Annotated in this window: 11 protein-coding genes and 1 riboswitch; of the genes, 2 read left to right on the top strand and 9 right to left on the bottom strand. The window is 72.3% G+C overall.

All coding sequences use genetic code 11. The features are described from left to right. Positions 1–117 precede the first annotated feature (117 nt). From ACFWBN_RS35340 to ACFWBN_RS35310, 7 genes are all read right to left on the bottom strand, one after another. Entirely contained in the window at positions 118–1,059 is a 942-nt protein-coding gene (locus ACFWBN_RS35340; RefSeq protein WP_385184393.1) for an exopolyphosphatase, read from the bottom strand. Further along, positions 1,056–1,604, bottom strand: coding sequence for a DUF501 domain-containing protein (locus ACFWBN_RS35335; protein ID WP_385184390.1), 549 nt, complete (start codon positions 1,602–1,604; stop codon positions 1,056–1,058). Before ACFWBN_RS35335 ends, ACFWBN_RS35340 begins: the two co-directional genes overlap by 4 nt. A gap of 48 nt (positions 1,605–1,652) precedes the next feature. Beyond that, entirely contained in the window at positions 1,653–2,141 is a 489-nt protein-coding gene (locus ACFWBN_RS35330) for a septum formation initiator family protein (protein WP_385184387.1), read from the bottom strand. A gap of 91 nt (positions 2,142–2,232) precedes the next feature. Further along, positions 2,233–3,519 (bottom strand): phosphopyruvate hydratase, encoded by a 1,287-nt coding sequence (eno, locus tag ACFWBN_RS35325; RefSeq protein ID WP_385184385.1) that lies wholly within the window; start codon positions 3,517–3,519, stop codon positions 2,233–2,235. A 252-nt stretch (positions 3,520–3,771) separates the two neighbouring features. Beyond that, positions 3,772–4,482 carry a transglycosylase family protein gene (locus tag ACFWBN_RS35320; RefSeq protein ID WP_385184382.1) on the bottom strand — a complete coding sequence of 237 codons (711 nt, stop codon included), beginning with the start codon at positions 4,480–4,482 and terminating at the stop codon, positions 3,772–3,774. Between the two features lie 2 nt (positions 4,483–4,484). Continuing rightward, a riboswitch (cyclic di-AMP (ydaO/yuaA leader) is annotated at positions 4,485–4,657 on the bottom strand. A 279-nt stretch (positions 4,658–4,936) separates the two neighbouring features. Next, the gene (locus ACFWBN_RS35315; RefSeq protein ID WP_385184379.1) at positions 4,937–6,013 is read right to left on the bottom strand and encodes a transglycosylase family protein; all 1,077 of its coding nucleotides are present in this window, start codon (positions 6,011–6,013) and stop codon (positions 4,937–4,939) included. Positions 6,014–6,116: 103 nt separating this feature from the next. After that, on the bottom strand, positions 6,117–7,391 hold the full coding sequence (locus ACFWBN_RS35310; protein WP_385184376.1) for a cytochrome P450: 1,275 nt from the start codon (positions 7,389–7,391) through the stop codon (positions 6,117–6,119). Positions 7,392–7,542: 151 nt separating this feature from the next. On the opposite strand from ACFWBN_RS35310, the gene ACFWBN_RS35305 reads away from it, so the two are divergent. After that, the gene (locus tag ACFWBN_RS35305) at positions 7,543–8,724 is read left to right on the top strand and encodes a globin domain-containing protein (RefSeq protein WP_385184374.1); all 1,182 of its coding nucleotides are present in this window, start codon (positions 7,543–7,545) and stop codon (positions 8,722–8,724) included. Between the two features lie 17 nt (positions 8,725–8,741). Here ACFWBN_RS35305 and ACFWBN_RS35300 read toward each other — a convergent pair whose 3' ends face one another. Then, positions 8,742–9,761, bottom strand: coding sequence for a nucleoside triphosphate pyrophosphohydrolase (locus ACFWBN_RS35300; protein WP_385184371.1), 1,020 nt, complete (start codon positions 9,759–9,761; stop codon positions 8,742–8,744). 28 nt (positions 9,762–9,789) lie between these two features. Continuing rightward, positions 9,790–10,413 (bottom strand): SurA N-terminal domain-containing protein, encoded by a 624-nt coding sequence (locus ACFWBN_RS35295; protein WP_385184368.1) that lies wholly within the window; start codon positions 10,411–10,413, stop codon positions 9,790–9,792. A 193-nt stretch (positions 10,414–10,606) separates the two neighbouring features. Between ACFWBN_RS35295 and ACFWBN_RS35290 the strand changes: the two genes are divergently transcribed. Next, a complete protein-coding gene (locus ACFWBN_RS35290; protein ID WP_385184365.1) occupies positions 10,607–13,060 on the top strand; it encodes a YfhO family protein in 2,454 nt (817 codons plus the stop codon). Positions 13,061–13,068 lie beyond the last annotated feature (8 nt).

Raw genomic sequence — 13,068 nt, 5'->3', positions numbered from 1 at the left:
CCGGGCGTGCTCGTAACCCGGGTGTACATGGGCGGCCCCCGACGCCCGGAACCCCCCAACCACCCAACCCGGCCGGGGCTTCCGGGTCCCCCCCCCGCAACGACGCTGTTCAGCGGGTCAGGCGACGGACCAGGCGATGCCGTCCAGGATGTCGTGCTCCGAGACGACGACCTCGGAGGCCCCGATCCGCTCCATGATCGCCAGGAGGACCAGCGCGCCCGCGCCGATCACGTCGACCCGGCCCGGGTGCATGACGGGGATCGCCGCGCGCTCGGCGTGCGTGGCCGTCAGCATCCGCCCGCTGATCTCGCGGACCTGCTCGTAGGAGATCCGGGAGTGGTGGATCGCCGACCAGTCGTACTCCTCCAGCCCGAGCGCGATGGCGGCGACCGTGGTCACCGAGCCGGCCAGGCCCACCAGGGTGCGGGCCTCGCCCAGCGGGACCGTCTCGGCGGCCAGGTCCAGCGCGGCCTCGATGTCGGCCCGTATGGCGGCGATCTGGGTCGGGGTGGGCGGGTCGGTGACCACGCCGTCCACCACGAGGTGGCGCTCGGTCATCCGGACGCAGCCCACGTCCACGGACCGGGAGGCGCGCACGTGGTCCTCGCCGACCACGAACTCCGTCGAGCCGCCGCCGATGTCCACCACCAGGAACGGCCGCTCCAGGTGCTCGTGCGCGACGAGCTCCTTGGTGGCGCCGGTGAAGGAGAACTCGGCCTCCTGGTCGCCGGAGATCACCTCGGGCTCGACGCCCAGGATCTCCTTGACGCCCTGCACGAAATCGTCCCGGTTCTCGGCGTCCCGCGAGGCGGAGGTGGCCACGAAGCGGATCTTCTCCGCGCCGAGCTCCTTGATGACCGCCGCGTACTCGCGGCAGGCGGCGAAGGTGCGCTCCAGGGCCTCCGGAGCGAGGCGGCCCGTCTTGTCCACGCCCTGGCCGAGGCGGACGATGGTCATCCGCCGGTCCAGCTCGACCAGTTCACCGGTGGTCGGGTCGCAGTCCGCGACGAGGAGCCGGATGGAGTTCGTACCGCAGTCGATGCCGGCGACCCGGGTCACGCGTCCGACTCCTTCTGCTCCGCCTTCTCCGCGCACGGGGTGACGCAGGCGCCCTTGGCCCACCACTCCGGCAGCATCGCCAGGGCCTCGTCGCCGAAGGGGTTGACGCCCGGGCCCGCGGCCAGCGAGTGCCCGACGAGCACGTGCAGGCACTTCACCCGGTCCGGCATGCCGCCGGCGCTCGGGAAGCCCTGGAGCACCTCGATGGCGTCGCGCCGCTGGATGTAGTCCTCGTGCGCCTTCTGGTACGAGGCCGCCAGCTCGGGGTCCTCGGCGAGGCGGGCCTGCATCTCCTTCATCACGCCGTTGGCCTCCAGCGTGCCGATCGCGGAGGCCGCGCGCGGGCACGTCAGGTAGTACAGCGTCGGGAAGGGGGTGCCGTCAGGGAGCCGCGGGGCGGTCTCCACCACGTCCGGCTGGCCGCAGGGGCAGCGGTGGGCGATGGCGCGCAGCCCGCGCGGCGGGCGGCCGAGCTGCTGCTCGAACGCCTCGATGTCCGCGTCGGTCGGCTCGGTCCGGTCGGTCTGGGGCGGGGGCGTCTGCATGCCTGGAGGAAGTCTCTTCGTTCTCGTGGATGGGTGCTGCGGTACGGGTCAGTCGCCCGGGCGGTCGGCCTTGTCGACGCCGTCCCAGACGTTGGAGTACCACGGTCGGTCCGAGCCGGCCTGGCCGGTCCGGTGCCGCTCGGGGCCCTGCGCCCCGGGGTCGGTCATGATGTAGCCGGTCTCCCCCGGGCGGAGGAAGTGCAGGTGCTTGCGCGCCTGCTGCTCCGCGTAGGCGTTGTCCTGCCAGCGGGCCTTCTCGTCGCGGAGCCGCTCCAGGCGGTCCCGCGCGGTGGCGGCGGCCCGCTGCTGCTCCGCGATCTCCGCGCGCTGGGACACGTACTGGCGCATCGGATACGCGAGGGCGACGACCAGCGTACAGAGGACGAGCACCAGGAGCGCGGCGCGGCCGGTGAGCCGGCTGCGGCGGACCTGGCGGCGCGACTGCGAGCGGTAGACGTGGGCGGCGGTCCGCTCGCCGAGCTGCTTGAGCCTGGTCGCGGTCGAGAAGGTGGAGAACCGATCCCGGTTCCCGGCCATTGATCCCGCCTCCCCTTGTACGCACTACGCACTACGTCCCCGCACACGGTACGGGACCGAGTGCGGGGACGCAGGGAGGCTAGGCGAAGGCTCAGCCCTTGAAGCGCGGGAAGGCGCTGCGGCCCGCGTACACGGCGGCGTCGTCGAGGATCTCCTCGATGCGCAGCAGCTGGTTGTACTTGGCGACGCGGTCCGAGCGGGCCGGGGCGCCGGTCTTGATCTGACCGCAGTTCACGGCGACGGCGAGGTCGGCGATGGTGACGTCCTCGGTCTCACCGGAACGGTGCGACATCATGCACTTGAAGCCGTTGCGCTGGGCCATCTCGACGGCGTCCAGGGTCTCGGTCAGCGAACCGATCTGGTTCACCTTCACGAGCAGGGCGTTCGCGGAGCCCTCCTCGATGCCGCGGGCCAGGCGCTCGGGGTTGGTGACGAAGAGGTCGTCGCCGACGATCTGGACCTTGGCGCCCAGGCGGTCGGTGATGGTCTTCCAGCCGGCCCAGTCGTCCTCGAACAGCGGGTCCTCGATGGAGACCAGCGGGTACGCCTCGACGAGCTCGGCGTAGTAGTCGGTCATCTCGGCGGCCGAGCGGGACTGGCCCTCGAACTCGTACTTGCCGTCCTTGTAGAACTCGGACGCGGCGACGTCGAGCGCGAGCGCGACGTCCTTGCCCGGGGTGTAGCCGGCCTGCTTGATGGCCTCGACGATGAGGTCGAGCGCGGCGCGGTTGGACTCCAGGTTCGGGGCGAAGCCGCCCTCGTCGCCCAGGCCGGTGGAGAGGCCCTTGGTGTGCAGGACCTTCTTGAGGGTGTGGTAGACCTCGGCACCCCAGCGCAGCGCCTCGGAGAAGGACTCCGCGCCGATCGGGGCGATCATGAACTCCTGGATGTCGACGTTGGAGTCGGCGTGCGACCCACCGTTGAGGATGTTCATCATCGGAACGGGCAGCAGGTGCGCGTTCGGACCGCCGAGGTAGCGGAAGAGCGGAAGGTCCGAGGCCTCGGACGCGGCGTGCGCGACGGCGAGGGAGACGCCGAGGATGGCGTTGGCGCCGAGCGAGCCCTTGTTGTCGGTGGCGTCCAGGTCGAACATGGCCTGGTCGATCAGCCGCTGCTCGGTGGCGTCGTAGCCGACGAGCTCCGGCCCGATCTGCTCGATGACGGCGAGGACGGCCTTCTCGACACCCTTGCCGAAGTAACGGTTGGGGTCACCGTCACGGAGCTCGATGGCCTCGAATGCACCGGTGGAGGCGCCGGACGGAACTGCAGCACGGCCGGTGCTGCCATCGTCGAGGCCCACCTCGACCTCGACCGTGGGGTTGCCTCGGGAGTCCAGGATTTCCCGGGCTACGACGACGTCGATGGACGGCACGAGCATCTCCTTCTGGGATGTGACGCTGGGTGTGCGGTGGCGTCAGGCCGTGGGATGGCCTGCGCCGACTAGAGCCTAACCGCCTCCGGGCACTCGGTCGGCCGACCGCCCGGGTCCTGGGACGAAAAAGGGCCCGAATACCCCTCTTCCATGACATAGGACTCTTGATCGTCGGTCAGCCACCTGGGCAAACGCCGCCGCCCGGCGCGTGGGGGGAAACGCGCCGGGCGGTGGGGGGCGCGGCTATTGCCGCACTGTTCAGCTGAGCTTCAGCTTCTGACCCGGGAAGATCAGGTCGGCGTCCGAAACGATGTCCTTGTTCAGCTCGAAGACCTTCTCCCAGCCGCCCTTGACGCCGTTGGCCTCGGCGATGGTGCTGAGGGTGTCGCCGGCCTTGACCTCGTAGGAGCCGTTGCCGGTCTTGGGGGCCTCGGTGCGCTCGGAGCGGCTGGCGGCCGGGGCCTCGGAGCGCGGGGTCTCCTTCTTGGGCGCGGCCTTCTGCTCGGTCTTCGGCGCGGCCTTCTGCTCCTTCTTGGGAGCGGCCTTCTGCTCGGTCTTCGGCTTGGCGGGGGCCTCGGCCGAGCCGCCGTCGTACGAGGAGTTGGTCAGGCCGACGCCGCAGGACGGCCAGGCGCCCTTGCCCTGGCCCTTGAGGACCTTCTCGGCGATGGCTATCTGCTGGGACTTCGAGGCCTGGTTGGCCTGGGCGGCGTACGCCTTGCCGCCGTACGCGGCCCACGTCGAGGACGAGAACTGCAGGCCGCCGTAGTAGCCGTTGCCCGTGTTGATGGACCAGTTGCCGCCGGACTCGCACTGCGCGACCTTGTCCCACTGGGAAGCGGTGGCGGCGCTGGCGGTGCCCGCGGCCATCAGGGGGGCGGCGACAGCCACACCGGCGACACCGGCGAGCGTGACGATGCGGACGGCCTTGGAGCCGCGGCGGTGCTTGCCCTTGCCGGAAAGCAGCATGGATTTCTCCTCACCGACGCCTACGAGGTGAGCTGTCGGGTTCGGGCGAGTGAGTTGCCCGGTCGTGCGACCTAGCGCACGGCTTAACCCCTAGCCGGTGGCGTGACCGTCTCTCAACGGCCGCTCCCGGCGCCTACCTTGGTTCCCCCGCTCCTGCCTTCGGCGCTTGACGCGACGACTGTTCCCTCCGTCCGCCGGCAGGATTCGGCGATGCGGTCGAAGGAGCCCGCGGTGGCGGGCGATTCAGAAGGTAGACAGGCCTCCCCCCGATGTTCAACAAGCGACATCGGGGGGAAACGGCCCCTACTTGCGTCCCTCGTACGCACGTTTGCGCAGGTGAGGGCGGGGTTTGCGGAAGCCCCGGGGCGGGACACGCCAGTTGACCGGAAGAGACACATGTCTCACTTGATCAAAACGGACAATCAACTCTTTCCGACCGCCCTAAGTGCCCCTATTACGAGGTTAGATCCAGATTCTGGCCGGGCTTGATCAGGTCGGCGTCCTGGCCGATGACCTGCTCGTTGGCCTCGTAGAGGGCGTTCCAGCCCCCCTTGACCCCCTTGGCGACCGCGATGGTGGCCAGGCTGTCGCCCGCCTGCACCGTGTACTTGGGGTCCGACGCGGCGTCAGGTGTGGCGGGCGTCTCGGCGGCGGGCGCACCGCGGTGCTTGCCGTTGCCCTCCGCCGGGGTGGCGGACGGGGCGGCGGGGGCGGTGGGTTCGGCGGAGGCGCCCGGGGCCGTCGGAGAGGTCGTGGCGCCCGGGGTCGCGGGGGCCGTCGGGTCGGCCGGGTTCACCGGAGGGGCGGTGGGGTCCACCGGGTCCGTGGTCGGGCCGCCCGGGAGCACCGGGGCCGTCGGGTCGGGGGTGACCGGAGGCGCGGTCGGGTCCGTGGGGACCACCGGGAGCGTCGGGTCCGGGGTGGGGTCGTCGGGCGACGGCATGACGGGCAGTCCGAGGGAGGGCCCGAGGGGGCCCTCGGGGATCACGAACGACGGGCTCTCGGACGGGCTCGGGGCGGGGTGGCTCGGCGCGCCGAAGTCCGTGGACGGCTCGTGCTGTCCGGTGGAGGGCACCTTGTCGTCGGGGCGGGACGCCGAGGGGCTGACGGTGTGGGAGCCGCCCGGCAAGCCGGGGTCCACCGCCGCGGCGGGGCTCTGCGCGTCCAGCCCGGCCGACGCCGCGCACAGCGGCCACGCCTGGGGCCCCTGCGAGGCCAGCACCCGCTCGGCCACGGCTATCTGCTGCGAGCGGCTCGCGAGGTCGGGCCGCTGGGCGAAGTCGAGCCCGCCGGCGTTGCGCCACTCCTCCTGCGTGAACTGGAGTCCGCCGTACGATCCGCTGCCGGAGTTGGCGCTCCACGTGCCGCCACTCTCGCATTCGGCGACCTTGTCCCAGGTGGACGTGTCTGCCGCGCTCGCGCTTGTGGCGGCGAGTAGCGGCAGGGCCAGCGCGGAGCCTGTTACTCCGGCGGTGACGACGATCGCGGGGATCTGGCGGGGGCGTCTGTGGCGGCCGTTCCCGGGAAGCATGAGGCTGCACCTTTCGCATAACGGCGGGGTAACGGCAGAACCTAGCCGCCTTCGAACTCATGTCACAAGTTCGGCAGGGAACTGACTTCCGGTCAGGTGGCTCTCAAATGTTTCGGGGTGTGAAGCGCACCGGGAGAGTGCGCAGGCCACGCATGATCAGTCCGCCGCGCCAGCGCAGGTCTTCCGGCGGAACGGCGAGTTCCAGATCCGGCAGACGCGTGAGCAAAGTCGCAAGCGCCGTCTGTCCCTCAAGTCGTGCGAGCGGAGCGCCCAGGCAGTAGTGGATGCCGTGCCCGTATCCGAGGTGCTGGTTGTCGGTGCGTCCGAGGTCGAGGGTGTCCGGCTCGGCGAACCGGGCCGGGTCCCGGTCGGCGGCCGCGAGGACCACCAGGACGGGGTCTCCGGCCGCGATGGACTGCCCGCCGAGGGTCAGCGGCTCGGTGGCGAACCGCCAGGTGGCGAGCTCCACGGGGCCGTCGTAGCGCAGCAGCTCCTCGATCCCGGTCTCCAGCAGGCCGCGTTCCCCGGCGGCGAGCGAGAGCTGGAGGCGCTCGCGCTGATCCGGGTTCATGAACAGGGAATTCAGCCCATTTCCGATCAGATTGACCGTGGTCTCGAAGCCGGCGAAGAGGAGGATGAAGGCCATGGCGGTGGCCTCGCCCTCCGTCAGGTGGTCGCCGTGGTCGCTCGCCCGGATCAGGTCGGAGATCAGGTCGTCGCCCAGATCATCCCTTTTGCGATGGATGAGCTCCCCGAGGTACGTGCGCATCTGCTTGACGGAGCGGGCGACTCCGCCGCGCGGTCCGCCGCCGTGGCGGATCATCATCCCGGCCCAGTCGCGGAAGTCGTCCTGGTCCTCGCGCGGTACACCGAGCATCTCGCAGATGGCGTAGATGGGGAGCGGGAAGGCGAACTCGTGGATGAGGTCCGCCTCCCCCCTCTCCTGGAACTGCTCGATGAGGTGGTCGGTGAGCGCCTGCACCCTCGGGGTGAACTCGGCGACCCGGCGCGGGGTGAACGCCTTCGACACCAGCCGCCGCAGCCGGGTGTGGTCCGGCGGGTCGATGTTGAGCAGATGCGTCATCAGCTCCGCCTTGCGCTCCCCCGGGATCCCGGTCTTGCCCTTGGCGTGCGCGGGCTCCGCGTGGTGCGCCGGATTCTTGCTGAGCCGCTGGTCGGCGAGGGCCTGGCGGGCGTCGGCGTACCGGGTCACCAGCCAGGCCTCGACCCCGCTGGGGAGCTTGGTGCGGTGCACCGGGGAGTGCTCGCGCAGCCATGCGTAGGCCGGGTAGGGGTCGGTCGCGAACTCCCAGTCGAACAGGGTCGGGCCCTGGGAGGAAGGGGGGTCGGCTGGGGCTGCGGGGGTCTGCTCGTGCACCCGATGACCGTATCCCGGCACACGACCCCCATCCCATATGGGTGGTTCGTCGCGGCTGTCCGTAGATCCGCCATCGCTTGACCTCCCCTTGTGCGACATTCCTACTTTCGGGTTTGTGGATGTTCGGATCTTGAAAAGCAGCTTCGCGGTAGTGGAGAGACGGGCCGAGCACGCGGTCAAGTTCTTCTACTCCCACCTCTTCTGGCACAACCCCGCAATCCGTGAACTCTTCCCGGCCTCCTTCGAGGACATGGAGCGCCAGCGGGACCGGCTCTTCGCCGCGCTCACACACGTGATCGCCCACCTGGAGAACGAGACCCTTGTCCCCTATCTACGCGACCTCGGGCGCGACCACCGCAAGTTCCTGGCGGGCCCCGAGCACTACGCCGCCGTGGGCACCAGCCTGATCGCGGCCCTCGCCGAAACCTCCGGCGAGGCCTGGACCCCCCAGGTGGAGAAGGCCTGGACCGAGGCGTACCAGGTGATCGCCGACGCGATGATGGCCGGAGCCGCCACGAGCGAGGACCCGCCGTGGTGGGACGCGGAGGTCGTGCGCCACCTCCGGTACGGGGAGGACATCGGCGTCCTGACCCTCAGGCCTCACGCCCCCTTCCCCTATCTCCCCGGCCAGTACGCGAGCGTGAGCAGCGCACGGGTCCCGACGACCTGGCGCACGTACTCGATCGGCAACGCCCCGCGCCCCGACGGCACCCTCGACCTGCACGTCAGCCGGATCGAGCGGGGGCGGCTCAGCACCGCCCTGGTCCGCGAGAGCCGGCCGGGCGAGATGCTGCGGCTCGGCGCCGCCGGCGGGCAGCTGACCTTCCGCCGCGCCGACCGGCCGGTCAGCTTCATCGCCGCGGGCACCGGCTGGGCGCCGATCCGGGCCATGCTGGAGGACCTGGCGGACCATCCCCCCGATCAGGACGTGCGGCTCTTCGTGGTCGCCCGGGACGCCGCCCACCTCTACGACCGCCCGCTCATCGACGCGTACGCGGCCGCCTTCGGCTGGCTCGGCGTCACCTACCTCACGCCCGCACCCGGGCAGCACCGCAACCAGGCCACCGACCGGCTCACCACCGCGCTCAGCAACCGAGCACTCTGGCCCGACCAGGACGTCTACCTCAGCGGGCCGCCGCTGTTCATCGAGGAGACCGCCTACCTCCTGGAGGAGCTCGGCGCCCGCCCCGACCGGGTCTTCCACGACTCCGTACCCACCGCAGGCAGGGGCCACGGCCCGAACGGCCGCCCGCTCGGCTTCGGCGAATGGTTCCTGAACCGCCCGTCGCCGCACTGGCACAACCCCTCGGGCCGCGCACCGCGCCCGTACTGAACCACCGCTGCTGAGGGCTACTCGCCGACGCCCTCGGCGGCCCGGATCGCGTCCCGGTAGACGCGAGCCGCCGCGCGCAGCGCCGTTTCCGGGTCGATCCCCGAAGCTTCGGCTCGCGCCGCCAGCTCCAGCAGCTCGTACCCGATGCCCTCGCCGCGGGGCAGCTCCACCGCCAGCGCTCCCGTACGGGCCCGCCCGGCGAGCTTGGCCGCGAGCGCGAGACCCGGCTGGCCCAGCGGGATCCCGTCGGTGACCGAATCGCGCTGCTTCTCGACCGCCTTCGTGCGCAGCCAGTGCGCCTTGACCTCTTCCGGGGTGTTCGCCTCCGCGTCGCCGAACACGTGCGGGTGCCGGTGGATCAGCTTCTCCACCAGGGTCCCCGCCACGTCGTCGATGGAGAACGGCTCGGACCCGTCCTCCGGGCGGCCCTCCTCCGCGATGCGCGCGTGGAAGACCACCTGGAGCAGGACGTCCCCGAGCTCCTCGCGCAGCTCTTCCCGGTCGCCGGCCTCGATCGCCTCGACGAGCTCGTACGCCTCCTCGATCCCGTACTTGACCAGGTCCCCGTGGGTCTGGCGGGAGGACCAGGGGCATTCGCGCCGGATCCGGTCCATCACCTGGACCAGGTCGAGCAGGCGCGCGCCGGGCAGGTCGTACGAGCCGGGCAGCAGCTCCAGGTCGGGCATCGAGACCCGGCCCGAGCCCGCGAGGCGCGCCAGCCCGTCGGTGAGCCGCTGGTCGCCCTCGCCCGAGGGGAGCACCACGACCGTCCGGCCGCCGGCGCACGCCTCGACCAGCTCGTGGGCGTCCGGGATCACGCGCTCGACCTCGATGCCGGCCTCCCGCAGGTACGGGAGCTGCGGGTGGCCGGGGTCGGCGCACAGCACCCGGTCCGCGGAGTGCAGGGTCTGCCACGCCGGCCAGGACAGGATTCCGGGAGCGACCCGGTGGCTGGTGGTCAGCAGGACGATGCGGCCGGTGGGCTCGGCGGGTGCGGGCTCGGCGGGCGCGTGCGGGGAGGGGGCGTGGTCGGTCACCCTCCGAACCTACCTCCGCCTGGGAGCGTCACGCTCCGGCGGGTGCCTGCTCGGGCCGGGTCCGCTGGGTGATCCAGGGGGTCTCCCCGGAGCCGAGCTTGATCTGCTTGACGTCCCAGGCGCCGTAGCGCGGGTTCACCTCGATGTGCAGCGCCCGCGCGGCGGCTCGGGCCGGCTCCTCCAGCTTCCCGTTGCCGTACTTGGCGGTCAGCTTGGTGAGCAGGACCCGGTCCCGGAGGAAGCGGTCGACCTGGCCGGGGGCCATGGCGCCCTTCTGCAGGAGCAGCGCCTCGAACTGCGCGGCCCCGTTGTTGTCGTCGACGTACGCCTTGTGCTCGTCCTCGATCTCCTTCTCGGAGACCGTGATCCCGGCGGTCGCGGCCATCTTGTCGATGACCCTGCTCTGGAGGATCGAGTCGAGCTTCTGCCGCTCCAGGTTCGGGGTGCTCGCGATGAGCTCCGCCGCGGACTGCCCGGACCGGTTCTGCGCGGCGCGGACGTCGTTCACCTGGGCCTGGAGCGCGGCGGTGGTGATCCGTTCGCCCCCGACGACGGCCGCGGTGCCGGGCCGGGCCTCGCCCGAGCAGGCGGACAGCAGGGGGACCGCCAGGAGCAGGGCGGTGGAGACGGAGAGCGCTGTGCGACGGTGCAAAGGAGCCTCCAGGGCCGGGAGATTGTGCGTCGGTGCACAAGGGCCGTGCGATGATCGATGGTATGAGGTCAGGGTGGTCCGGGCCACCGGTTCGACCAACGAGTCCCGGGGTGTTGGGGTGCGTTGGTTGTTGGGGTCGCAGCCACCCTGTGGCCACCCCCGCGTCCCCCGGCGCTGCCAAAGTCGGCCCACCATGTCGACACCGCGCCCCTCTCAGCGCAGCGCACTGCGCCGCCCGAGCCTGCTCGGCTCGGGACTCGCCGCCCTGCTCACGGCGGTGGCCGTGTGCGCCGGAGACGCCGCCGCCCGCGTCTTCCCGTACGGACCGCGCCACCGCAGCATCAATGACCTCGGCAATCAGTTCGTGCCCTTCCACGCGCACCTGTGGGACCTCCTGCACGGCCGTGCGGAGGGCGGGCTGCTGTTCAACTGGCAGTCCGGCTACGGCACGAGCTTCCTGCCCGACCTGGGCACCTACCTGACCAGCCCGCTCTCCGTGCTCGTCGGGCTCTTCCCGCGGGCGGACATAGACCTCGCGGTGTACGTCGTCACCGTGCTCAAGACGGCGGTCGCGGCGGCGGCCATGGCCTGGCTGCTGCGCACCCAGCGCCGCGGGGCCTGGTGGGCGGCGGGGCTGCTCGGGGCCTCGTACGCGCTGTGCGGCTGGTCGGTGATCGAGGCCTCCTACAACCCGATGTGGCTGGACGGGCTGATCGCCTTCCCGCTGCTGTGCCTGACGGGCGAGTGGGCCCTGCGCGGGCGGCGGCTGCTGCTCGCGCCGCTGGTCGTGGCCGTCTGCTGGACGGCGAACTTCTACACCGCCTACATGGCGACGCTGGGCGCCGCGCTGGTGCTGCTGGTACGGGTGGTGCTGACCCGGGAGGGGGCGCGGGCCAGGCTCGGGGTCATCGGCCGGGCGGCCGGGACGACCGTGCTGGGGATCGCGCTCGCCGCCCCGGTGCTGGCCCCCCTCTTCCTCAGCTCGGGGCAGGCCTACCCGGGGTGGGTCAAGGAGTTCCTGCCGGTGTCCTCGGCGGACTTCTTCGCACGGCTGCTGCCGGCGACGTACTCCTTCTCCTCCCCCGCCGTCTTCGTGGGGACCGGGACTCTGCTGCTGGTGGCCGCGCTGCCCTTCCACCGGGCGGTGCCGGCGCGCACCCGGCTGGTGTGGGCGGGGCTCACGGTGGCCGTGGCACTCTCCTTCCAGTGGGCGCCGACGCACCTGGCCTGGCACCTCTTCGCGACCCCGAACGGAAGCCCGTACCGGCAGACCTTCGTCCTGGCCGGGATCGTGGTGATCGCGGCCTGGACCGGGCTGGCGGCCGGCCTGCCCGGGCCGCGTGCGCTGGCCGCGGGGGCGGGGCTGCTCGCCGCGGCGGCCCTGTGGGCGGCGGACAGCCCGCTGGTGACGACCTGGGGGTACGTGCTGTTCGGCGGCGGGCTTGTGGTGGCGGGCGCGGCCTGGTGGGCGCTGCGCCACCGGCGCCTGGTGCCGGTGGCGGCCGCGCTGCTGGCGGCCGTACTCGCCGGGCAGGCGGCCGCGACGACCGCGTACGGCCACAAGGGCAAGCTGGGCGGCCTGGACGACTACCCGTCCTGGGGCGCGGCGCACTCCGCGCGCACCGAGGCCCTGGCGGGCGCCGAGGGCTGGCCCGCGTACCGCACCGACCCGAGCCGGCCGGCCCTGACCGGCAACGACCCCATGCTGCTGGGCGGGGAGGGCGGCGCGTACTACAGCAGCCACACCCCGGCGGTGTTCACGCGGACGATGGTCGCGCTGGGCGCCGGCTGGACCTCGCGCGGGCGCAACGTGCAGAGCATCGACAACCCGGTGGTGGACGCGCTGTTCGCGGTCGGGGCCCGCCTCCAGCCCGACGGCACGGTCCGCCGCGCCGAGGTCCCGCCGCTGGTCACGACCCGCCCGCCGGGCGCCCCGGAGGGCCCGTACGGCGACTCCCCCTTCGCCAACCAGGAGCTGCTGCTGGGCGCCAGGGTGTACGAGGACCCGGTCTCGCCCGGGGTGTGCCGCGCGGGCACGGAGGCCTACCTGTGGGCGCCGGAGTACAACGCGACGGCCCGCCTCGCCGGCGGCCCGCCCTTCCGGCTGAACGGCAACGCCCCGCGCAACCGGGCGGCCCTCCAGCCCCTCGGCGTCTCCCGGGGCGCCTCCTCGGCGCTGCTCTTCGACGCGGCCCCGCCCGGCCGGTGGCTCCTGTCCTGCCTGGACCGCGCCCGGCTCGACACCGCGGTGGCCGCCCTGCGCGCCTCGGCGGCGACCTCGGTCCGGGTCGGCTCCTCGGACATCCGGGCCGACCTGCCCGCGGGCGCGACGGGCACGGCGGTCCTCTCGGTCCCCGCGATCGCGGGCTGGACCTGCAACGACCGCCCGGCCTCGGCCTACCTGGGCCTGGTCGCGATCCCCCTCCACCCCGGCACCACCGCCATCACCTGCACCTTCCGCCCCCCGGGCCTGCTCCCGGGCGCGGGCGTGGCGGGCCTGTCGGTGCTGGTCCTGGCCGCCCTGCTGTGGCGCTCCCGCCGCCCGGCCGACGCCCCGGCCGCCCGTTCGGGCCGTCCATCCGCCGACGCCACGGCCGCTGGTTCGGACGACGGCGCCGTTCGGGAGGGGAGGAGCGTCCTGCGCTGACCGCGTGG

Origin of the sequence: Streptomyces sp. NPDC059989, from assembly GCF_042736975.1 — a bacterium.
Classification (GTDB): Bacteria; Actinomycetota; Actinomycetes; order Streptomycetales; family Streptomycetaceae; genus Streptomyces.
This window is presented reverse-complemented; position numbering and strand designations above follow the sequence as displayed.

Excerpts from the sequence above, each read along its gene's own strand:
- ACFWBN_RS35320 (WP_385184382.1), bottom strand. The coding sequence starts at position 4,482 with ATGCTGCTTTCCGGCAAGGGCAAGCACCGCCGCGGCTCCAAGGCCGTC.
- ACFWBN_RS35290 (WP_385184365.1), top strand. The coding sequence starts at position 10,607 with ATGTCGACACCGCGCCCCTCTCAGCGCAGCGCACTGCGCCGCCCGAGC.
- ACFWBN_RS35330 (WP_385184387.1), bottom strand. The coding sequence starts at position 2,141 with ATGGCCGGGAACCGGGATCGGTTCTCCACCTTCTCGACCGCGACCAGG.
- eno (WP_385184385.1), bottom strand. The coding sequence starts at position 3,519 with ATGCTCGTGCCGTCCATCGACGTCGTCGTAGCCCGGGAAATCCTGGAC.
- ACFWBN_RS35335 (WP_385184390.1), bottom strand. The coding sequence starts at position 1,604 with ATGCAGACGCCCCCGCCCCAGACCGACCGGACCGAGCCGACCGACGCG.
- ACFWBN_RS35315 (WP_385184379.1), bottom strand. The coding sequence starts at position 6,013 with ATGCTTCCCGGGAACGGCCGCCACAGACGCCCCCGCCAGATCCCCGCG.